This is a genomic window from Intestinibacter sp., assembly GCF_022780145.1.
Taxonomy (GTDB): domain Bacteria; phylum Bacillota; class Clostridia; order Peptostreptococcales; family Peptostreptococcaceae; genus Intestinibacter.
Window position 1 is genome coordinate 1 of the sequence record NZ_JALEXO010000002.1, and the last position, 22,474, is coordinate 22,474.

The following is a 22,474-nucleotide window of genomic DNA, read 5'->3' on the forward strand; positions in this document are numbered from 1 at the left end:
TTGCAGCTACATGCACTGCTCCAACCTTTTTTACTGCTGGTAATAAGCTTTCTAGATTATCTATATTTTGTGCAGCTGTTAACACCATCATCGCTAATGCCTTTGGTTGTTGTCCAGATGTTTGTTTTCCCATATCAAACATATTTTTTATTTCTGGGTGTTTTGCAAACATATTATTATAAAATGTCGTTGTTATTTCTACTCCATGTTCTTTTAATACTGGAACTGTACTTTTTACTACTTCTATTGTTTTTTGACTTAACATATTAATTCCTCCCAATTTAAATATATTTCTATGTTAAAAATATACCCTAATTTTTAAATTCAAAACATTTTTATTTAAAACCCAAATTTATCTAAAATTTAAAGATGTACATAATCACTCACATATTATAAAATATTAATATAAATTACAATCTTTCGGAGGTACATTATGGAAATTAAAAAAAAGGTAGCTGTTGTTTTCACAGGCGGTACTATATCAATGACTATAGACCCAGATCTCGGTGCAGCAATCCCTAGTTTATCTGGAGAAGAAATCCTATCTCTAGCTACTAACATAAATAAAGTCGCAACAATTGAAGGTCATAATTTCGATGAAATACCTAGCCCTCATATGACTTTTGAAAAATTAATGGAATTAAAGCAATATATAAATAATCTTCTAGATAGAGACGATGTATGCGGTGTTGTTGTAACTCATGGAACAGATAGCTTAGAAGAAACTGCTTATTTCTTAGATTTAGTTATAAATAATGAAAAGCCTGTAGTCGTTACTGGTGCTATGAGAAGTAGCTCTGAATTAGGATACGATGGCTCTAGTAACCTATCTGCTGCAGTATGTACTGCTATATCAGATTCTGCTAAGGGTAAGGGAGTACTTGTAGCTATGAACAACGAAGTATTAATGGCTTCTGAGGTTACTAAAATTGACACTCTTGCTTTAAATACATTCCAAGCTCCATCACATGGTTCTCTAGGTATAATAGACTGCAACCAATTAGTATTATTAAAAGATGCTTCTAAAAAGACTTTTATAGATACTGATAAATACGAACCAAAGGTAGCTCTTATCAAAACTGGACTTGATATGGGAGATGATTTAATCAAATTCGCTGCTGATGCTGGATATAAGGGAATCGTAATAGAAGGTATGGGTAGAGGTAATATCCCTCCTGAAGCATTTGAAGGAATCAAATACGCAAGAGAAAAGGGTATACAGGTCGTATTAGTTTCTAGATGCTTAACTGGTAGAGTTTATGATTCATACGGATACCTTGGCTCTGGGCGTGACTTGAAAAATATCGGATGTATATTCGGTGGCGACTTACCTGGACAAAAAGCTAGAATAAAACTTATGTTAGCTCTAGGTAAAACTAATGATGAACAAGAATTAAAGGATATATTTGAAAAAGGAATATATTACTAAGATTAAAAAAGCCCTTAAAATGATCGCTCATCTTAAGGGCTTTATTTATAAAGCTTCTAATTTTCTATAATATTTTTGAGAAGAAATCTCTAGCTCTTTCATTCTTTGGATTTGTAAATACTACCTCTGGCTTATCATCTTCTATGATCTTACCACCATCCACAAATAAAAGTCTATCTGATACTTCTTTTGCAAATCCCATTTCATGTGTTACTATCGCCATTGTCATACCTTCTTTTGCTAGCTCTTTTATAACATCAAGAACTTCTTTTACCATTTCTGGGTCAAGGGCTGATGTTGGTTCGTCAAATAACATCATGTCTGGTTCCATAGCTAATGCTCTAGCTATTGCAATTCTTTGCTTTTGTCCACCTGATAATTGGGCTGGATAAGCATCTTTTTTGTCTAATAATCCTACTCTTTCAAGTAGCACTTCTGCCTTTTTATTAGCATTTGCTCTACTTAATTTTTTAATCTTCATAGGAGCAAGTGTTATATTATCTAGTACAGTCATGTTAGGAAATAGGTTGAAGTTTTGGAACACCATACCTATTTTTTGTCTAACTTCATCAATATTAACTTTTTTATCAGTAATATCTGTACCTTCAAATATTACTTGACCCTCTGTTGGCACTTCAAGTAAATTCATACATCTCAATACTGTACTTTTTCCTGATCCACTAGGTCCAACTATTGTAACTATTTGACCTTTTTCTATAGTTAAGTCTATTCCTTTAAGTACATGTAAATCACCGAATGATTTATGCAAATTCTTTAACTCTATCATATTATCACATTCCTTTGGTATTTTTCTAATTAGACTGAGCTAATTTCTTTTCTAGTAATCCTACTAATAATGAAAGTACTGTAGTCATAACAAGATACATTATAGCTGCCATTATATATGGCTCGAATGGTCTATATAATGCTGTTCTAACTATACCAGCCTTAAACATCAATTCTTGAACTCCTATAACAGAAATTATTGAAGATTCCTTAACTAATGTTATAAATTCGTTTGCTAATGCTGGTAATACATTTTTTACAGCTTGTGGTACTATGACATATCTCATAGCATCAACATATCCTAATCCTAAAGATCTACTTGCTTCCATTTGTCCTTTATCTACTGCTTGTATACCTGATCTAAATATCTCAGCTATATATGCACTTGAATTTATTGATAATGCAAATGCACCACTTACAAAGTCACTAGAGAAAGGTCCTATATCAGGAAACTGAATACCTAACTGTGGCAAACCAAAATAAATGATAAAGATTTGTACAAATAGAGGTGTACCTCTTAATATTTGTACATAAGCACTTGCTGGCCATTTTAAGATTTTTATTTTTGACATTTTCATTAGACAAATAAGTAACCCTAAAACAAAACCAATTACTAAAGATACTAATGAAATAATTATAGTAGTTTTAGCACCTTGTATAAATACTCCATAATATCCTGATAATACACTAAAATCCATAATCTAATCTCCTACTTCTAATATAAAGCCTATTCTTCTTCTTGTTTGTCAGCTAATTTTAAAGCATCTTGCATATATTCGTCGATTTTACCTTCATCTTGTAATCTCTTTATAGTTTTGTTTATAGATTCTATGAATGCTGTATTGTCAACTTTGTCATCTGCTTTTTTAACTGCTACTGCTGAAGTTTCAGCTACTTCTTGACCTACTTCTGTATTTCCTATTACTAAACCATCATATTGTCCTATGTTTATTTGAGCAACGTTTCTTCCTGTAACTATAACATCTATGTTTTTGTTTTGAAGTTCTAACATTAAGTCTGGAACTCTCTTCAATTGTTTAGCTTCAGTTATACCCAAATCTTCAGTTACATAACCTGCTTGTGTAGTACCACTTTGAACACCAACTTTTAAATCTTTTAAATCGTCAGCTGATTTTACTATATCTTCATCGCCTTTTCTTACTATACAAACATTGCTGTCTTCATAATATAATTCAGAAAAATCTACACTTTTCTTTCTTGTTTCATCAGGAGTCATACACGCTAAAACTACGTCAACTTTATCAGCATTTAAAGCTCCTAATAAACCATCAAAATCCATATCAGTGTATTCTACTTTTACACCCATATCTTTTGCTACTTCTTCCACTATAGTAGTATCAAATCCTACTATAGTATCTTTTCCATCAATTACTGTATGGAATTCATATGGAGCATAATCAGCACTTGTACCCATTCTTAATACTCCAGCTTCTTTTACTTCTTCTAATTTATCTACTTTTTCAGTAGAACTACTTGCAGCACTTGATGCGCTTGCACTTGAGCTTTTTGATGAACTACTGCATCCAACTAAGCCCATTACCATAACTGCAGCTAACCCTGTAGCTAATAATTTCTTTAATTTCATTTTACAGTCCCCCTTAGATTTTTTTATATAGTAATACGCAGTATTTTTTAGATTTCAAAATTTATTAGTCTAAATAAAATACATCAGTTCAAAGAAATCGCCAAAAATAAAAAAGTCCCTTAGTTTAAAAACTAAGAGACGAATTAACCGCGTTACCACTCTTTTTGATAATTAACAAAATTTTAATTATCCACTCAAGCCCTTAAGGCAGGCATACCTATTATCCTACTAATTTCAGATAATCTTCTCCAAAGCTCTCTTCACAATAAACTCCATTACTGGCTCACACCATACCCAGCTCGCTTTAATTTATGTTTATGCTACTTTCTTTTTCATAGAATTTTATTATTAAATTATTATATAATTATAAATTACTTTTTCTATTTTTGTCAATTCTTTTATCGATAAATTTTTACTTATTTCTCACTAATATATTTTATCGCGGATGTTTATCTGCTTTAGCTCTGAATTTAGAGGATCCTCCATTTCATTTTTAAATCTTGATATAGATACTTTTTTGCCGTATTTGTTTTGTGGACAGCTTATGCAAAGTCTGTTTTTAGCTCTTGTTATGGCCACGTACATAAGTCGCCTTTCTTCTTCAATTTGATTGTTTTTCTTATCTTCATCCTCTATATCATATGATTTTTCGTGAGGAATTGTTCCTTCATTTGTACCAATTATGTAAACATTGTCGAATTCTAATCCCTTTGCACTGTGCATAGTTGTGAATATTACTCCGTTTACCTCTTTATTTTTTTGATTTTCTTGTAGCTCTTCTTTTACTTTTTCTATATGACTTAGGTACTCCTCTATTGTATTGAAATTTGAAGAGGAGCTCTCTATTTCGTTTAGTATCTCAATAAGTCCATTAGGCTTTATTTTTCTATTCATACAGTAGTCTAATATGTATTTATCGTAATCTAGAGTCGTTCTTATAAATGAAATTGCATTTTTAGGCTCCATTGTTTTTAAGTAGCTTATATCTATATCCAAGTCATTTATCGTCTTTACTTGCTTTTGATATAGATTACATTTTGTTACTAGAGCATTTAAGAAGTATTTTTCACCCTTGACTGAATTTATACTTTCTCTAGATATATATCTAAATGGCTTATTAATAATTCTCATCCAATCTTCATTTGAATCAGGATTAATTGATAATTTCAAATAAGATAATATATCCTTTGCTGCCCAATGGTCATATATTGTCACAACTGAGTCTCTAATCACAAATGGAATTCTCATATCCATAAATACATCTACTAATGCCCTAGACTGCAAATTTGTTCTGTATATTACTGCAAAATCGTCATATTCTACATAGTCCTCTTTTACCCTTTCTTGTATATCCTTTGCAATCTGCATAGCTTCATCCTCTGAATCCTTTGGAGTTAAGTATTCTACAGTTCCCTTTCCCTCTTGGTTACATTTGATTACTTTGTTATATCTATTTTGATTTTTGTCGATTAATCTGTTTGCAGTTCCTATTATTTCAGATTTTGATCTATAATTTATATCCAATCTGACTTCCTTTGAGTCCTTGAAATAATCTTTAAATTGTAATAAGAAATCAGGTCTAGCACCTCTAAATCCGTATATACTTTGGTCTTCATCTCCAACTACAAATATATTATTATTTGGCTCTGCAATTAACTTGACAACTTCAAATTGAACCCTATTTACATCTTGGAACTCATCTATTAAAATATACTTGTAGACATTTCTAACCATATTAAGTGCCTGAGGATTATTTTGTAGCAAATGGTATGTTCTAATTAGCATATCGTCAAAATCAATTTTTTTAATCTCTTCTTTATAATTTTCGTACATATTATACGCATTTATGAATTCATCCTTTGTAAGAACCTCTGACTCAAAATCAGCTTTATCCATCAACTCGTTTTTAACGTATGAGATTTCGTTTATAACCTGTCCTACAAGCTCGTCATCTTCTCCGTTTTCCACATTTAAACTCTTTAAAATACCTTTAAGTGCAAATCTCTTCAGCTTTTCATCTAAAATACTGTTTAAGTTTAGTCTCTCGAACTTTCTAAGAATTCTAAAAAACACTGCATGAAATGTCCCAAAAGTAACCTTGTTCATTCTAAAATCATTGCATATACTCAATGCTCTATTTTTCATCTCTATTGAAGATGCCTTAGTAAAGCTAATTGCCAGTATTCTAGTCGGAGGTATTCCCTCATTCATGACCATGTTGACTATTCTGTAAGTGATTACTCTAGTCTTGCCAGAGCCAGGACCTGCCAATACCATACATGGACCGTCAACATGCTTGACCGCCATTTGTTGATTTTCGTTTAATTTATCTATATCTATCATGTTTTCCACCTTAATGTATAAAATTTATTCAAATTATTTACATTATCATATTATATCAGATATATCACTATAAAATATCCTTATTTAATTGTTTACTTATTTTAATATAAAAATACATTTAACATACTTAAATTTTAAGAACAGCTTGCCTTTTGTCCTATATCCTCTAGTACACTTGGAGCACTATTCTCGTTAGTCATAACTGTAACTAAATCGCCAGCTAAAAGCAAGGTATTTCCATGTGGAATAATTTCCTTCTCACCTCTGACTATAGATACAACTAAAGATCCCTCAGGCCAAATAATATCTTGTATGTAATGATTATCTAAATTACTTCCTAATTCTACAGAAACCTCTACTAAAGTTTTTCTATTATAGCTTCCCCCTAATGTAAGGTGGTTATTTTTCAATATTCTCTCTAATAAAGCTTCATAAATTGGTTTTGTTTTCAATAAATCAGAAACTAAAAGCGCCACTACAGATACAAAGGCAAGAGACAATAAGTGATTAAGTGAGCCTGTCATTTCTGATATTAATATAATCGCAGTTATAGGTGATTTAACTATAGCTGCAAAATGACCTGCCATCGCTATTACTATAAAATTCAATAAATATTGTGATGGAATTCCCAAATAAGTGACCATAATAATCCCAACTAAATCACCTACTAAAGAACCTAAAGTCAATAATGGGAAAAATATACCTCCAGGCGCCCCAGAGCCGAAGCACGCAAATGTAAATATAAACTTCATCACAATATACATCATCAATATACTAATAGGTATATTAGTTTCTTGTAAACTCATAATTAAATCATGTCCCCCACCTAATAAAGCAGGTATTGTCAAGCCAATAACTCCTGTTATTATAAAAGGTATTATACACTTAATCTCTATAGGTAAATTTGTCTTCTTATATATATTTTGTGAAACTAATAATCCCTTGTTAAAAATCGTTCCACTTATTCCTATTACTACCCCTAATATCAAAAGTGCCCAATAATATTTTAAGGGCATCGCTGATAATTGCTGAAAATTCAAAGAAGGCTTCAATCCAAAGAAATTCTTCGATGCAAAATCCGCCATAAGAGCTGCTGATATTGCAGATAATAATACTATCGGTGAAAAATTTTTATGTGCTTCTTCTAGCGAAAACATAACCCCAGCCATTGGAGCGTTAAAAGCTGCTGCAAGTCCTGCACTTGCACCACATGTTACAAAATATTTTTTTTCGTTATCCATCTTTTTAGTTGTACTGGCAAATCCCTCTCCTACACAAGCACCTATTTGCACAGAAGGACCCTCTCTTCCTAAAGACAAACCTGCACCTAGACATACAAGTCCACCTATAAATTTTAAAATTAAAACACTATACCACTTTTGCTTAAGCTTTCTAAGTAAAATACCTTCTACCTGAGGTATACCACTACCAGTTATCATAGGATCTATTCTTACAAATTTTCCGACTATATACCCCAATGCTATTAAAACTGCAAATATTATCGGTATATAAAAAGCATTTTCTCTACCCAAACTATAAAAATTGTTAAATAAAGAAAATATCTTAGATAATATCAATCTATGTGACACTATTACTAATCCTACTATCAATCCTACTATTGCTGATTCGCCTACTATCTTGTATTTTTCTAAATTCCCATAGTTCAGCATTTTTCTCGTTCTTGCGTGAATATTTTTCATAAATATTTCCAATCCCCCTTCCTACTTATTTTATTTTATTAAAAAAAGTTTTTTTATACAACAAAATAAGCAGTGTAAAAATAAATTTTACACTGCTTTATTAGCAAATCTTTGTAATTTAATCATGGCGGAGAAGGAGGGACTCGAACCCTCGCACCGGTTACCCAGCCTAATCCCTTAGCAGGGGATCCTCTTGAGCCACTTGAGTACTTCTCCAGTACTATTACAGTATATCTCATATTTTTATAGTAGTCAATAATTTATTTTTATTTTATTTGTCATTATAATTACAAAAGTAAAATTCCCTTTATAAAGGCTTCTATATAACACCTATATAAAGGGAATATATTAACAAGAAATATATTTTATCTAATTATGATATTTGTGTATCAGTAGCATCTAATTTATCAGGCTCTTTATCTTTACTAGCTGTTACAAAATTAGTAATTAAAGCAACTATTAAAACTGGTAATATCCAATTTAATCCTATTTCTGATAGAGGTAAGCTTTGTACAAATCCTACCTTCATAACATTCATTACTCCAAATAAAGCAGCTACTATTGATGATATATTAAATACTGCATTGCTTTTTATTTTATCACTTATTAATGTTAATACTATTAATGTTACTGCTGCAGGATATATTATGTCTAGTAGAGGTCCTGCAACCATTATTATAGTACTTACACCCATAGTAGATATAATAGTAGATATGATGCAAATAGCTACTACTAAAACTTTATAGTTTAATCTTCCACCTGAGATTTCTTCATAAAATCCTGCTGCTACTGAAGTTAATCCAACTGAAGTAGTAAGACAAGCAAAGAAAACTATTATCGCCAACAATACTTTTCCAAAATTACCCATTATCAAATAAGTTAATGTTGTAAGTAACCCAGTTTGACCTAAATTTACATTTAAAGTTGTTGACGCTGTAGCACCTATGTAGCATAAGCCTCCATATACTAATATTAAAAATAATGCTGCAACTACATTAGATTTAACTAATATTTTACGTTTTTCTTTTTTATCAGTATATCCTTTAGAAAGTATTGATCCCATTACAAGTGATGCAAGTGCAACTGCCCCTAATGCATCCATAGTTTGATAACCTTGAGCTAATCCTTCTCCAAACACACTACCTGATATAGCTGGAGTTTGACTCATATCTCCTATAGGACTAATTATTCCTTTTATTATTAATATAGCTAATGCGATTAATAATATTGGTGTGAATACTTTTCCTATAACATCGATTACTTTAGATTTAGTAATTGTGAATGCTAAAGTAATCCCAAAGAATATAATTGAAAATACTAAAGGATTAAAGCTTGGAAATAATGGAAGCACACTTATTTCGAAAGTTATAGCTCCAGTTCTAGGTATAGCAACTGCTGGTCCTATACATGTAATCATAATTATTCCTAATAATAATCCTAATCTCTTATCTACTCTAGACGCTATAGATATGGCACCGTTTTCCTCATAGTTATGATTTAGAGATGTCATAATTCCAGATACACCTAATATTATATCTGCTAGTACATATCCTAAAAATCCAACCATCCAAGCAGAGCCTGTTAGAAATCCTAAGAATGGTGGAAATATTAAATTTCCTGCACCAAATAGCATTGAAAAAATTGCAAATCCAATTACCATAAAATCCATTTTACTTTTTTCGTTTAAATTATTCAAATCCTTGATCCCCCTATTTTTAATATATAATTTTTCATATATTTATATTTCCCATACAATTAAAGCCTTTTCATTTCCCTATTTCTTTGTTAATATATTAACCGCATAAATCTTAATATTAAAATAATAAATATAATATTAAAACTGTTTGCATTTGAACTGTTCTATTTAAAGATTATCATACTGATATATTTTTTTCAATATTTAGGTATTTACTATTTATTTTTTAAGTTTATACCGATTTATAATATATTTTTATTTATTTTTTATACTTAAATCTTTATTTATTTTTGTAATTTATCAATTAATATTATTTTTTTAAATAAATTAAATTATTACAATTTTTTAAATATTTTTCAAAATAATGAAAATATAAATTTACGGTTTATTTTTTCAGAATAATTTCAATTTTTTATTTTCTTATTTTATTGATAAAAAATAGACATTTTGATTTATTTTTTTAAATCTAATTATAAAATTTTAATAATAAACTTATTTATATAATAAAATAACTGATTTCCATAATATCAATCGATATCATAAAAATCAGCTATTTTTGCACGTTATAAATTTTAATAAATGATACTCATATAAAAAACATATGGGTTATAAATCGCCATTTTTCTATATAATTTATATATTTATTTCGTATTTATCTATATATTTTGCACTATGTGAGTCTGAGCCTAAAACTACTTTTATGTTGTGTTTTTTAACTAATTCAGCTAAATATCCACTTATATATGTTTCCCCACAATCTTCTTTAAACTGTCCAGCTACATTGTAATCTAATTCGTATCCTTTTTCACTTATTAATTCTACTAATTCTTTCAATCTTTGATTTTTAGAGTAGTCATATGGATATTTTTTATTGTATTTTCTAACTAGATTTAAATGTCCTATTCTCTTTGGTTTATATGCACCTAAATCACTGTTTACTGCCTTTATAAGCGTTTCATAGTAAAGATTATAGACAGCCTCCACTGAGCCTAAGAGATCTATAAGCTTTTCAAATTCTTCACTACTAAAATCCATACAGTAGTATTTATCTTTTATTTTTACCATATGCACTGATAAAACACTATCCTCTAACTGTGCACCGTATTTATTCAGTAAATCCCTTATACCATCCTCAAAGCCTTCTATATAATCTACTTCTGCCCCTACATTTATTTTTATTTTATCCTTGTATTTATTTTTTACCTCATTTACATCCTTCAAATAGTCCTCCATTTGGCTTAATTTTATTGAGCTATCATCATCTGGCGCTGGATCCTTGAAGCCATCTGGAAGTGGAAAATGCTCTGTAAATGATATTTCATCAAGACCTACCTCTATACTTTTTTTCACATAATCATCAAAAGTATCATTTGTGCCATGAGGACAATATGGTGTATGTATGTGCCCGTCTTTCATGCTGTACTCCTCCAATTCATATTAGTTTTGTTTATTACATTCTACCACTTTGAATTCTAATTAGCGAACCTTTTCGCTTATTAAAAGCATTATATATTGACAAAAAAAAGAAGTGATATAAAAATAAATTCATATCACTCCTATTTATAATCATTACATATGTTTTTTAGCTTCTACTAACATTTCATTAGCTTTTTGCATATATTCGATTGCTTTTTCTATGCATTCAGCTGTTTCAGTTTTACCCATAGCTTTAGCTTTTTCTACCCATTCTTGGAATCCTTCTTCATGAGATTGATTGTGGTTTACCCAATGAACTAGTAGTATATTTAAAGTTTTTTCATCTTTATTTTCTACTTCTCCGTGATCATGGCCGCATCCACATCCACAATCATGAGTATGTTCATGGTCGTGACCATGTTCATGGCTATGGCTATGTGAATGTTCACAACCATCTCCGTGACTATGAGTATGTGTATGTTCGTGATCGTGGTCATGTCCGCATCCGCATCCATGATCGTGATGGTATCTTACTACGTCTTTATTGAATATCATTTTATTTTCCTCCAATTATTTTATGTTAAATTCTTTTTTGATTACCTTTATTGTATCCTTTATCAATAAAGATAATGGTTTGTTCTCTACCCCTACTAAAGAAAAATTTTCTGGCATAATCGGTAATAATATTTTTAAAGCTTCACTATCACATATAGCTTCACTAATTCTGCCAGTAACCTCTCCCATCATTGCATTTGGCATAGTTACAGCAATTGGGGCAACTATTATATTAGCCTTTTTAGATGATACTACAATGGCGTTTTCTCCAGTAGCGCCCTTGTTAGCATGGGATTTCATCATTGCGCTAGTTGCAATTGAATTTGTACCCAAAGCATATATCTCAATATATGTAGGCAATTCATCCCTTAAAGCTGATATAATTTGGGCACCTATTCCTCCACCCATTCCATCTATAACTGCTATTATCATGCGCTATACCTCATATTGATATTTTTTATCTAATACAAATTTAATAATTTTACAATAAATTTTTATTAGTCTTGAGCTAATATTATTTTGTGATCCATTAATTTAATTTCTTTTATGTATCCGTCTAATATTTTTTCTTCTCCTAATAAATCTGTTAGATATACTTTTCCATTAACAGGATTTACATTAACTACATTTTCCATAACTCTTGTTAATTCATTATTTTTCCCTAAAACGAATGCTGCTGATTCACACATATAAATCACCCTCCTATTAAATCTTTTAAAGCGATTTTTAAAAAATCAAAAAAAGGTCTCTAAGGTATTACAATACCATAGAAACCTTCATGATTTCATTACTTAATATTCATCTACCTTTAGTATAGCACTCTTATTTATCTAAAGTCAAACACAATATTTAAAAAATACTGTATTTGACTTTAATTCTATTTTATTATATATTTACCCCTCTAATATAGCTTTTACACTTGGGAATGCATCTATATTTGTATGAGGTAAGAAGCAACAAGATACAAATTCATCCATATATGTTGGATATACACTTAATTCTATGTATGTCATTATACTTGCTATTTCTTCTAGCTTAGCTCTTGCTTCATCACTTAATAATGTTAAATAAGATCCTATAAGAGAACTGTTTCCTATGTATTGGAATTTTTCTCTATCTATATCAGGAAGTAATCCTATAAATACAGAGTTTTCTATATTTAAGTTGTTTCCTATACCACCTGCTATATAAACCTTATCTACACAGTCAAAGTCCATTCCTAAGCTTTCGATTAGTGTAGCTGCACCTGAGTATATAGCACCTTTAGTTCTTATGAAGTTATCTATATCTACTTCTGTTATAAATAAATCACTGTCTAAGTGTTCGTTGTCTTTTTCAAATGCTAATACATATTCTCCGATATCATTTTCATCAAATCTGATTCTTTCATTTTGTAGATCTCTATGTATTTTTCCTCTTCTATCGATGATATTTTCTTTAAGCATTTCGCATATTAAATCGATTATACCAGAACCACATATACCTATTGCAGGTTCATTGTCTATAGTTCTTAATGTTGGTACTAAAGTTTCAGGATCTATATCTACACTGTCTATTGCTCCAGCTGAAGCTCTCATACCACAACTGATTCCTCCACCTTCAAATGCAGGACCTGCTGAGCATGCACAACTCATCATGAAATCTTGGTTACCGAATACTATTTCTCCATTAGTACCTAAGTCTATGAATAAAACATTTTCTTCATTTGCCCATATACCTGCTGCTAATACACCTGCTGTTATATCTCCACCTACATAACTAGCTACGTTTGGTGATAGGTAAACACCTGCACTTGGATTTATATCTAAACCAACTTCTTTAGCAGTTAATTTTGGTGATTTGAAGAATGGTGGTATAAATGGTTCTAATCTTAAGAAATCTGGATATATTCCTAAGAATAAAGTAGCCATTGTTGTGTTTCCTGATGCAACAACACTAACTATGTTGTTTCTCTTTACACCTGATTCTTTTAATAATTCGTTTATTAACATATTTAAAGTGTCGTCTACTATCGCATTCTTAGCTTTTTCTATGTTGTTTTTCTTAATAGCGTAAACTATTCTGTTTATAACATCTGCACCGAATTGAAGTTGTCCATTTCCTGATGCACCTTTTTCTACTACTTCATTAGTTATCATATTAACTAAACATACAACAACTGAAGTTGTACCTATATCTATTGCTAAACCGTATAATTCGCCTTCTGTGTTACCTGGTTCAACATCTATTACTTCTAATCTATCATCGAATTCTCTATATGTAATAGTTATTTCAAAATTATTTTCTCTAAATGCTTTTGGCATTTTCTTTAGAACTTCTATATCATAAGTCATTTCTTTTCCGAAGTTCATGCTTATGTGTCTTTCTAATCTGTCTACATCACTTATATTGTCATCTAGAGTTGGCTCGTCAAGAGTTATACAAGTTTTCTTTATGTTAGTTTCTAAAGTTAAGTCATGAGTTTCAGCTATTTCTACAGCTCTGTCAAATAATGCTTTGTCCTTAGCTGAATCTCCACCTTCAACCTTCATACCTCTCATAGCAACATCTAAAGAAGAATTTGTAAGAACTTCTATATCTGATATGATTGTTGAACAGCATGCTAATATATATCCATCTGCTTTATCCTCTTCAGTTAAATGAGATGATATCTCTTGTTTAACTTCACCATTTAATAGTTTTACTTTACATTTTCCACAGCTTTTACTACCATTACATGGAGCTTCTATATATACATCTGCTCTTCTTGCTACTTCTAGTAAATTATCCCCTACTTCACATTCTATTGTTTTACCTGATGGTCTAAAAACAACTTTTGCCATATTTTATCCTCCCCAAAATATAATATATACATACATTAAATATTCAAAGTCTCAATATTATTTTATCATATTCAATATGTATAAGTAAAAGAAAGTTTATTATTAACAACATATTTAGAATTTTTTTAATAAAAAAAGCCTTCATCTGAAGACTCATAATTACAAACTTTTTATTTCATTAAGCTTATATTAATCAATTTTTACAAATAGACTAATCAATTCCTAACCTAATTACAATAATCGTGAATAACTCCTATCTCCCGAGGTAAAATCACTTTTCATTTAGGCAGGTCTCCTGACTTAACTTCATCCTACTCCCGACCTTCCCGTAAAGTACAGTGGTCCATGGTTTCGTCTATATTACAGTAGCGGGAACTGTAAAGGATTTTCACCTTTTTCCCTATTAATTTCAACTAAGAAAACCTAAATTCATATTAAATTATTATTAAATAAAAAGTATAGCAAAAGCGCGTGCACTCACTTTCGCTATACTTCTTTATTTATTTATCCGAATTAATTGGGTTCAAATTTTTATAAAGTAGCTTCGTATTCTTCAGCTGTTAATAATGTATCATATTCAGCAGGATCAGCAACTTTTATTTTGCATATCCAAGCATCGTATGGAGCTTCATTAACGTATTCTGGTTCGTCTTCTAATTTATCTTCGTTTATTTCAACTACTTCTCCTGATAATGGAGCGAATAATTCAGAAGCAACTTTTGAAGATTCTATTACACCAAAGTCTACGTCTTTAGTTAATTCATCTTCTATTTCTGGCATTTCTACGAATAGAACTTCACCTAATTGATCTTGAGCAAAGTCAGTTACTCCTATATATGCGAATTCCCCATCTAATTTTGCCCAAGTATGTTTTGGACTATATTTTCTATCGTTTAAAGTTTCCATGTGTATTTTCCCCCTATTGTGTTTTCTTTAAAAAATTAATCTATAATTATTCTCCCATTATGAAATCCATAGATAATGCTGGATGTCCTTTTTCTTCAAGGAAAGCACAAACTGCTTCAGAGTCAACAGCTATAGTTTCATCACAGATATAATCAGTAAAGTTATCTATACCAGCTATTTCTTTAACAGTTTTGTTTAATTTATCAGCAACACTGTCTTTTAATTCTTTAGGCATCCATACTATTCTTTCTGGTCCACCTTCAGTGTAAGCGAATTTCTTAGAAGAAATGAAATGTCTACCATGACCCATGAATCCTGGAGTTTGAACTCCACCACCAGTCATAGAAGCTAATTCACCGAATGTCATACCAACTGGAGTAGTACCAGCATATTCTCTGTTTACTATAACTAATCCGTTAGCTTCAGGCATTATACCACATATACATTCGAAGCATCCACAAGAAGTCATTGGATCTTCCATTATAGAGTATAATGTTACGTTTTCTACAGCACCTTGAGATATTCTGTTAACTGCATCAGACATTGATTGCCAGATACCTTTCTTTTCATCTAGGCAAGGACCTTTTTCTATTGGTTGACATGGTCCTGTTGGGTTAAGTTCTTTAGTAGCTTTAGCATCTAACCAAGAAACTGCACCACATAATCCAAGTCTTTCTGGAGTTACTATACAAACGTGAGCTGGAGCGAATGCTTGACACATGTTGCAAGAATAGAAATCATCAACTGCTTCGTCAGTTAATTGTTCTAGTCTAGCATCTCTAGCTTCGTATCTTTCTACAGCTTCATGTTTTAAATCATTAACCATAGCTTCATCAGTTATTATAGTTACAGAACATTTATCAACAACTGCATCGAATTCATCTTTCATCATAGCGTACATAACTTCACCTATGTGTTCTAATTTGAATCCTTTAGCAACGTCATCTTTAGATATTCTTACCCAAGATTGGTCTCTTTGTCCAACGTGCATTAAACCTTCAGTGTAGTTCATGAAGTAGTGGAATCTTCTTTCAAGAACTGGTTCGAAGTCAGTTTGCATTGCTCTACCAGCAACTTTAACGATTATTGCAAGAGGTAATCTAACAACACCATCTTTGCAAGCTTCTGGATCTATGTTTGGTCCTATTACTTCTATCTTATGGTCTTCAACTTCACCTAAATCATAAGCTTTAACTAATTCCCAAGCAGGAGTTCTGTTTCCACCGAATTCGTAAGCCATTTCAGCTTTTCTGATTCTTTCACCTTCGAATGAAGCAGCGAATCCAACTGGTATTGGTATTTCAGTTATTTTTATTTTTATATGTCTAGCTTCTAATGAAGTATCAACAAATTTATCGTAATCTCTTTGAGTTAATAAGTTGCAAGGAACTTCTGTAACAACTTGGTCAGTTATTACTGGGAATCCAAGAGCTATAGCTCCAGCACCACAAGCAACTATTAATTCACTAAGTGGTCCAAATGCATTAACGAATGCAGGAACTCTTTCTGCAGTGTATTGTAATAATCCAGCTAAATCACCAGGTTTTACATTACCAAATATTAATGCAGCTCTTATAGCAACAGAAACAACGTGGATAACTGAAGTTACATCATATCCTAGAGGTATAACACGAAGGTCTACACCCATTTTAACGTCAGCTTCTATAGCTTGATCTATAACTTTACCAACTAAGAAAGTCATGATACCAGCAGATTGGTATTTTTTAACTATGTTTCCTAATGTTTCAGAGTCTGGGCATTCACCAAGAACAACAGCAACACCAGGGATATCTCCTGTAACAAGTGGAACACCTAGAGATCTGATTATAGGGTCAACTACGTGTCCTGCACAAGGAGCTTCGTATGGAGCATCACTATTTACATATTTGATAGCTTCAATTATTTCTGCACAAACTGCAGTAGCTAAACCAGCATTTAAAGCTGTTTCTAATAATGGTTTTTCAACTATTAATGATTTAGCAACTCCTAGAGCTGTTTCTAAATCTGCTAAAGTTGTAGCTTTTAATCCTGTTGCTGCATATATGCATGGTATAGCATATGCAGTGTCAGGAAATGCAACTGGACAATCTTTACCTTTTTCAGCTACTACAGCTGTTAAAGCTGCGCTTGCAGCATCGTATGCTTGATTAGCACCTGTATAAATTATGTTATATAAATTCACTCTACTTCCCCCTTTAAATTTATTTACAAGTCAAGATTTAAAAATCTTGACTGTAATTTCTATTTATTTATTAATTATTTTTATTTGTAATCAAATCCTAATTCTTTAACTTCTAAGTATGAATCAGCATATAAAGATGCATTTCTTATTATATCACAAGATTTTATAGTTTGAACTAATATTTCATCTAGTGGATTAACTATTGCTGAAGAGAATCCATTAGCCATAGCCATTGCTACCCAGTTACTATCTAATATAGGTCTTATATGTTTTGGACAACCATTAGATACGTTTGATAAACCACCAGTAGTTTTTAATCCCATTTCAGTCATTTGTCTGATAGCATCTAAAACGTCCATTTGTTTATCTTGCATACCTTTTATAACTAAGCAAAGTGGGTCAAAATAAACGTCAGTTTCAGGATCTATACCAGCCATAGCAGCTGCTTCTATTAATTCTGTACAATATCCCATACGTTCATCGTTATCTGCTGGTATACCTTCTTTAGCACATAATGCTATTATAGCAGCATCATATTCACCAGCTAATTCCATTAATCCCATTCTTGGGCCTGCATCTGCAGAGTTTATTATTGGTTTACCATTAGTTCTATCATAAACTTTAAGTCCAGCTTCTAATGCAGCTTTGTTAGCAGTATCTAAAGCAAGTGGTACATTATTTAATTCAGATTGTAATAATTGAACACCCCATTGCATTATTTCAGCTCCGTCTCTTTCAGCTGGTCCTATATTGAAATCTATAACGTGAGCTCCTGCATCTAATTGTTCTTTAGCTCTTTTTAATATTGGTTCTGGATCTCTTTCTGCTATAGCTTTTCTTATTGGTGGTGCTATACAGTGTATTCTTTCACCTATCATCATAAATTTTTCCATACTTATATCCCCCTTAGAATTTATTCTGTTATTTCTAGGAACCTAGAATTAATCTAAGCTCCTAGACATAATTTTTAACTTAATTTTTTATTAATAAATCTTAAATAAGCAATTTGTTACTAGTTCATATTAGTGATTAGCAGCATATTCTTTTAAGAATTTTGGAAGTTCCATTGATTCTAATGGTCCTATTATAACATTCCATCCTGGCATGTTGTCAGCTACGTCAGATTGTATAACAGCTAATTTACCTGGTATAACTATGTCTCTATTATCAGTTATTCCTTCTATACCACATTCTTTAGCGAATGCACCTATAACAGATCCACCGAATTTACCAGCAGCCCAAGCAGTAAGAACTGAATATCCACCAGCATCTGGAACCATTAACCAGCAAGGTACTTTAGAAGCTTCTATATCACCAGTTATTGTGAAGTAAGTTAATGCGAAGTCAACTGAACATAATACTGGAGAAGTCTTGTCTGGGTTATTTAATGGATAAACTTTAGCTTCAACTCTCATTGGTTTTTGAGGGTCAGTGAAGATGTTTTGTCTTAATGCATAAAGTGGTAAAGCTTTAGCATAAGTCATATCTGTTACAGCTAATATAGTTCCGTATTTAACAGTGAATACTGAAGCTAATGCTATTTCCATGTTAGCATCTCCATCAGCTAATTTAGCTAAATCGATGAATGATGGATAACCAAAGCTTCTGTCTCCTTCTTTTAATGCTATTCTTCTAACTTGTATAGCATTTACATAAGTATCTTTTATAGTTTCACCAGTTACATCTATTATTAATTCTTTGTAACCAGCAGCTTCTATAGCTTGAGTTGTAGTGTATAATTCTTCTAAGTTAGCTCCTTGAACACCTAAAGCTAAGTTGTCACCTTTAACTACATCTACCATAGCAGCGAAGTTATCTTTGTTAGCTCCTATTACAACTGGTTTTAATCCAGCTAATGCATCAACAGCTTCTTTAGCAACGTCAGCATCTGCAACTTCTACTACGTATGCACATTCAACATCGCTATCTTTTATTTTATTTATTATAGATAAGAAATTATCTTTATTATCGTTGTATTTGATATAAGCGAATTCAGGTTTCATTATTTCGCCTATTCTTTCGTAGTTAACAACTTTCATTCCTTCTATTTTTGCATCTACTGCAGCAGCATCCATGCAATCACAGAATTTAACAGCGTATCTATTTCTGTTTACTAAAGTTTTTTCATGTCTGAATAATACAGTTTCTCCACCTAGTGCATATTCATTTTCTCCAGCACCAACTTTTAAAGTTTTCATTGGAGGTGCAGTAGCTGCAGCTAATTTAGCTAATGCTTCGTCAGACATTTTTGGACAAGCAGAAACTTCTACAGCTCCACTTGCAACTTTCATAGAGAAAGCCATACAAGTTGGAAATCCACATTCCTTACAGTTTTTCTTTGGTGTTAATTTAAATATATCTAATGCTTTTAATGCCATTATTATTTTCCCCCTAACCTTACAAATAAATTATATTATGCTAAAGCGCTTATTAAAGCTTTTACAGTTTTTATTGATTCTGGATGACGAAGTATTACTGCATTTGATCCACCAACGATTACACTTGCAGCTGTAGATACTTCCATACCTATTGTTCTAGCTTCATTATCTCCCCATTCAGGAACATCTGCTTCTGGAGCGATAGCTTCTTTAACGTGACCAACTTCAAATGAAACTGGAGTTATTATTGGTATTTGTAATGCTTTATCATTTTGGTTGAATCCTGCTAATCTAACTCTATCCATAGTAGATGCAACATATTCATATCCATAACCAACTGCTGAACAACCAACGTTCATAACTATATTTTCTTGTTGTACGCCTAATTGAGTAAGTAATACATTCATTTGTTTAGCTAAGTTTATATCAACTGCAGATTCTGCAGCAACTTTTTGACCGTAAGCCATACCAGCAGAAGCACCAACTGCTTTGTAGTTGTCTTCTACAGCTGACATTACTAATATATTTTTACCTTCTAATGCAGCAGAAACTTTATCAAATACTTGACCATCTTTTTCAGCGTTACCGCATCCAGCAACTACTAATGGTAAAGTTATAGCTTCAGCAACAGCTTTAGCTACTTCTGCACATTCTTCTGGAGTTTTGTTTGCTCCATCAGGATTAGCTCCATTTAATCTTAAGCATATGAAATCTGCTTCTGTGTTATCTTCAACGTATTTAGCCCATTTAGCTGGATCTGCCCAAACATCTCCATATAATTTAGAATAGCAATCTATCCATTCTTCAGGTTGTATATCTGATATTTCAGCTCCAACAACTGGTGCATTTCCTGTTTCTCCATCAAAGCTGTAGAATGGAAGAACTTGTTCTCCACCTAATTTTATAGCTTTATCTCCTGTTCCTATTTCTACTACATTAACTGTTCCAGTAACTTTTTGAGTAGACATTTTAAATGCCATGTTTTTTTCCCCCTTAAGCCTATTTTAATTTATAATGCGCCTTTCTATATATTAAGGCAAGTCTAGAGTTTCTATTATTTTTTCTAGTGCTACTCTAGATTTTGAATCAGCTGGTAAATCTACTAAAGCTTTACCTTCTGAATCATATTCATATATTAATTCATCTGAAGGAACTACTCCAAATAAATTTAAATCGTGTTTAGCTATTTCTTCTTTTACACCGTCATTTAGTTCTCCATTTGGAACCTTATTAACGATTAATCCAATCTTGCCAACGCTTAAATTCATTTCTTTTGCTAAATCCCTAATTCTAGCAACTGCTTGGATACTACGTCTTGAACAATCACTGACTAATATAAGAGTATCAACATGTTTAGTAAGTTTTCTACTTATATGTTCCATACCTGCTTCATTATCTGTGATTACATAGTTATAGTGATCTGAAATTTTTTGAACTTGCTGTTTTAATATTCCATTTACGAAACAATAGCAACCTTCTCCTTCTGATCTACCCATAACTAACATGTCATATCCGTCGCCTTCTTCTAGGATCATGCCTAGTTTCCATTGTAAGAATTGAGCTTTAGTCATTCCTCCTGGAAATGAATCTCCTCTTTTTTCAGTCTGATTAGCTTCTTCTCTAATTTGACCGATTGTTTGTGGTTCTTCCACTCCTAGTACTTCATAAAGATTGCAGTTTGCATCTGCATCAACTACTAGTATAGGATCTTTTTTTTGTTTTACTAATGTGTCAATTAAAAGCCCTGTTAGACTAGTTTTACCAACTCCGCCTTTTCCGGCTACAGCAATATTATAAGTCATCTTATGATATCCCCCTTAAATTAAGTTTTATCACAACAGAGCTTTTAAAAAATTATGTCAAACTCTGTGTCATTAAATTATTTTTTTGGTATAGCATGTACACATTCACCATGTATATCATGTATAGCTTCCATTAAACCTTCAGATAGACTTGGATGAGCATGTATTACTCTACCAACATCTTTAGCTTTTAATCCTAAACCTACAGCTAAAGATAATTCTGTTAATAGGTCTGTTACGTGTGGTCCAACTAAAGAAGCACCTATTATAGTATCATCTTCGTCAGTCATAACTTTTATGTAACCTTGTAATTTACCTATTGCTTTTGCTTTACCTAAACCTCTGAATTCGAATCTACCAACTTTGTATGGAGTTCCATTAGCTTTTAATTCGTCTTCAGTTACACCAACGCCTGATACTTCTGGTTCAGTGTAAACACAGCTTGGTATAGCTTTATAGTTAACTGTTTCACTGTTTCCTTTAACAGCATTTTCAGCAGCTACCATACCTTCAGCAGATGCAACGTGAGCAAGCATAGCTCCTGGTATTATATCACCTATTGCATATATTCCTGGTATACTAGTTTCTAAGTATTCATTAACTTGTACAAATCCTCTTGGTGCCATTTCTATACCTATTTCTTCAACACCAGAGTTAGCTAAGTTAGGTCTTCTACCTACGCAAAGTAATACCATTTCTGCTTCTATTGATTTACCATTATTTAAATCTATTTTAACTGAGTCATCAGTTACAGTGTATTTGTCAGCAGCAACACTAGTCATAACTTTTATTTTATCTTTTTTGAATTGTCTAGCTAAGTTTTTAGCTGCTTCAGAATCCATTCTACCTAATA

20 protein-coding genes, 1 tRNA gene, 1 riboswitch and 1 other annotated feature are annotated in these 22,474 nt (G+C 31.7%); of the genes, 1 reads left to right on the forward strand and 20 read right to left on the reverse strand.

The window, feature by feature from the left end; genetic code table 11:
• Positions 1-265 (reverse strand): globin domain-containing protein (locus MR593_RS00055; protein WP_290685522.1); only part of this gene is annotated, 265 nt, incomplete at its 3' end.
• A 168-nt stretch (positions 266-433) separates the two neighbouring features.
• On the opposite strand from MR593_RS00055, the gene MR593_RS00060 reads away from it, so the two are divergent.
• Complete coding sequence (locus MR593_RS00060; protein ID WP_290685524.1) at positions 434-1,429, forward strand: asparaginase; 996 nt, start codon at positions 434-436, stop codon at positions 1,427-1,429.
• 64 nt (positions 1,430-1,493) lie between these two features.
• Here the strand turns inward: MR593_RS00060 and MR593_RS00065 are convergent, their stop codons facing one another.
• From MR593_RS00065 to MR593_RS00155, 19 genes are all read right to left on the reverse strand, one after another.
• Positions 1,494-2,216, reverse strand: a complete 723-nt coding sequence (locus MR593_RS00065; RefSeq protein WP_290685526.1) for an amino acid ABC transporter ATP-binding protein — start codon at positions 2,214-2,216, stop codon at positions 1,494-1,496.
• A gap of 25 nt (positions 2,217-2,241) precedes the next feature.
• On the reverse strand, positions 2,242-2,913 hold the full coding sequence (locus MR593_RS00070; protein ID WP_290685529.1) for an amino acid ABC transporter permease: 672 nt from the start codon (positions 2,911-2,913) through the stop codon (positions 2,242-2,244).
• Between the two features lie 29 nt (positions 2,914-2,942).
• Positions 2,943-3,821 (reverse strand): transporter substrate-binding domain-containing protein, encoded by an 879-nt coding sequence (locus MR593_RS00075; protein WP_290685531.1) that lies wholly within the window; start codon positions 3,819-3,821, stop codon positions 2,943-2,945.
• Positions 3,822-3,952: 131 nt separating this feature from the next.
• Positions 3,953-4,166 (reverse strand) — a binding site (T-box leader).
• 81 nt (positions 4,167-4,247) lie between these two features.
• On the reverse strand, positions 4,248-6,164 hold the full coding sequence (locus MR593_RS00080) for an ATP-dependent helicase (RefSeq protein ID WP_290685533.1): 1,917 nt from the start codon (positions 6,162-6,164) through the stop codon (positions 4,248-4,250).
• 134 nt (positions 6,165-6,298) lie between these two features.
• Positions 6,299-7,864: a ClC family H(+)/Cl(-) exchange transporter gene (locus MR593_RS00085; protein WP_290685535.1), complete on the reverse strand. Its 1,566-nt coding sequence runs from the start codon at positions 7,862-7,864 to the stop codon at positions 6,299-6,301.
• Between the two features lie 125 nt (positions 7,865-7,989).
• Positions 7,990-8,080: transfer RNA gene (locus MR593_RS00090), tRNA-Ser, on the reverse strand.
• Between the two features lie 157 nt (positions 8,081-8,237).
• Positions 8,238-9,560, reverse strand: a complete 1,323-nt coding sequence (gene brnQ / locus MR593_RS00095; protein WP_290685537.1) for a branched-chain amino acid transport system II carrier protein — start codon at positions 9,558-9,560, stop codon at positions 8,238-8,240.
• Between the two features lie 633 nt (positions 9,561-10,193).
• A complete protein-coding gene (gene hisJ / locus MR593_RS00100) occupies positions 10,194-10,976 on the reverse strand; it encodes a histidinol-phosphatase HisJ (RefSeq protein ID WP_290685539.1) in 783 nt (260 codons plus the stop codon).
• Positions 10,977-11,129: 153 nt separating this feature from the next.
• A complete protein-coding gene (locus tag MR593_RS00105) occupies positions 11,130-11,531 on the reverse strand; it encodes a zinc transporter (protein WP_290685541.1) in 402 nt (133 codons plus the stop codon).
• Between the two features lie 15 nt (positions 11,532-11,546).
• Positions 11,547-11,963: a DUF3842 family protein gene (locus tag MR593_RS00110; RefSeq protein ID WP_290685543.1), complete on the reverse strand. Its 417-nt coding sequence runs from the start codon at positions 11,961-11,963 to the stop codon at positions 11,547-11,549.
• A gap of 65 nt (positions 11,964-12,028) precedes the next feature.
• Complete coding sequence (locus tag MR593_RS00115) at positions 12,029-12,220, reverse strand: CooT family nickel-binding protein (protein ID WP_290685545.1); 192 nt, start codon at positions 12,218-12,220, stop codon at positions 12,029-12,031.
• A 204-nt stretch (positions 12,221-12,424) separates the two neighbouring features.
• Positions 12,425-14,353 carry a corrinoid activation/regeneration protein AcsV gene (gene acsV / locus MR593_RS00120; protein WP_290685547.1) on the reverse strand — a complete coding sequence of 643 codons (1,929 nt, stop codon included), beginning with the start codon at positions 14,351-14,353 and terminating at the stop codon, positions 12,425-12,427.
• A gap of 268 nt (positions 14,354-14,621) precedes the next feature.
• Positions 14,622-14,795, reverse strand: a riboswitch (cobalamin riboswitch).
• A gap of 89 nt (positions 14,796-14,884) precedes the next feature.
• Positions 14,885-15,259, reverse strand: a complete 375-nt coding sequence (gene gcvH, locus MR593_RS00125; protein ID WP_290685549.1) for a glycine cleavage system protein GcvH — start codon at positions 15,257-15,259, stop codon at positions 14,885-14,887.
• Positions 15,260-15,305: 46 nt separating this feature from the next.
• On the reverse strand, positions 15,306-17,441 hold the full coding sequence (acsB, locus tag MR593_RS00130) for an acetyl-CoA decarbonylase/synthase complex subunit alpha/beta (protein ID WP_290685551.1): 2,136 nt from the start codon (positions 17,439-17,441) through the stop codon (positions 15,306-15,308).
• Between the two features lie 80 nt (positions 17,442-17,521).
• Positions 17,522-18,334: a carbon monoxide dehydrogenase/acetyl-CoA synthase methytransferase subunit gene (gene acsE / locus MR593_RS00135; RefSeq protein WP_290685553.1), complete on the reverse strand. Its 813-nt coding sequence runs from the start codon at positions 18,332-18,334 to the stop codon at positions 17,522-17,524.
• 129 nt (positions 18,335-18,463) lie between these two features.
• Positions 18,464-19,819, reverse strand: a complete 1,356-nt coding sequence (acsC, locus tag MR593_RS00140) for an acetyl-CoA decarbonylase/synthase complex subunit gamma (protein ID WP_290685555.1) — start codon at positions 19,817-19,819, stop codon at positions 18,464-18,466.
• 35 nt (positions 19,820-19,854) lie between these two features.
• Positions 19,855-20,799 carry an acetyl-CoA decarbonylase/synthase complex subunit delta gene (acsD, locus tag MR593_RS00145; protein ID WP_290685557.1) on the reverse strand — a complete coding sequence of 315 codons (945 nt, stop codon included), beginning with the start codon at positions 20,797-20,799 and terminating at the stop codon, positions 19,855-19,857.
• A 51-nt stretch (positions 20,800-20,850) separates the two neighbouring features.
• A complete protein-coding gene (locus MR593_RS00150) occupies positions 20,851-21,621 on the reverse strand; it encodes an ATP-binding protein (RefSeq protein WP_290685560.1) in 771 nt (256 codons plus the stop codon).
• Positions 21,622-21,698: 77 nt separating this feature from the next.
• Positions 21,699-22,474: dihydrolipoyl dehydrogenase family protein (locus MR593_RS00155; RefSeq protein WP_290685562.1), on the reverse strand; the 776-nt coding region annotated here is incomplete at its 5' end.

What these genes read in the sequence shown, in the direction of transcription:
- MR593_RS00060 (WP_290685524.1), top strand. Translation starts at nt 434, where the DNA reads ATGGAAATTAAAAAAAAGGTAGCTGTTGTTTTCACAGGCGGTACTATA.
- MR593_RS00065 (WP_290685526.1), bottom strand. Translation starts at nt 2,216, where the DNA reads ATGATAGAGTTAAAGAATTTGCATAAATCATTCGGTGATTTACATGTA.
- MR593_RS00070 (WP_290685529.1), bottom strand. Translation starts at nt 2,913, where the DNA reads ATGGATTTTAGTGTATTATCAGGATATTATGGAGTATTTATACAAGGT.
- MR593_RS00075 (WP_290685531.1), bottom strand. Translation starts at nt 3,821, where the DNA reads ATGAAATTAAAGAAATTATTAGCTACAGGGTTAGCTGCAGTTATGGTA.
- MR593_RS00080 (WP_290685533.1), bottom strand. Translation starts at nt 6,164, where the DNA reads ATGATAGATATAGATAAATTAAACGAAAATCAACAAATGGCGGTCAAG.
- MR593_RS00085 (WP_290685535.1), bottom strand. Translation starts at nt 7,864, where the DNA reads ATGAAAAATATTCACGCAAGAACGAGAAAAATGCTGAACTATGGGAAT.
- hisJ (WP_290685539.1), bottom strand. Translation starts at nt 10,976, where the DNA reads ATGAAAGACGGGCACATACATACACCATATTGTCCTCATGGCACAAAT.
- MR593_RS00105 (WP_290685541.1), bottom strand. Translation starts at nt 11,531, where the DNA reads ATGATATTCAATAAAGACGTAGTAAGATACCATCACGATCATGGATGC.
- MR593_RS00110 (WP_290685543.1), bottom strand. Translation starts at nt 11,963, where the DNA reads ATGATAATAGCAGTTATAGATGGAATGGGTGGAGGAATAGGTGCCCAA.
- MR593_RS00115 (WP_290685545.1), bottom strand. Translation starts at nt 12,220, where the DNA reads ATGTGTGAATCAGCAGCATTCGTTTTAGGGAAAAATAATGAATTAACA.
- acsV (WP_290685547.1), bottom strand. Translation starts at nt 14,353, where the DNA reads ATGGCAAAAGTTGTTTTTAGACCATCAGGTAAAACAATAGAATGTGAA.
- gcvH (WP_290685549.1), bottom strand. Translation starts at nt 15,259, where the DNA reads ATGGAAACTTTAAACGATAGAAAATATAGTCCAAAACATACTTGGGCA.
- acsE (WP_290685553.1), bottom strand. Translation starts at nt 18,334, where the DNA reads ATGGAAAAATTTATGATGATAGGTGAAAGAATACACTGTATAGCACCA.
- acsC (WP_290685555.1), bottom strand. Translation starts at nt 19,819, where the DNA reads ATGGCATTAAAAGCATTAGATATATTTAAATTAACACCAAAGAAAAAC.
- acsD (WP_290685557.1), bottom strand. Translation starts at nt 20,799, where the DNA reads ATGGCATTTAAAATGTCTACTCAAAAAGTTACTGGAACAGTTAATGTA.
- MR593_RS00150 (WP_290685560.1), bottom strand. Translation starts at nt 21,621, where the DNA reads ATGACTTATAATATTGCTGTAGCCGGAAAAGGCGGAGTTGGTAAAACT.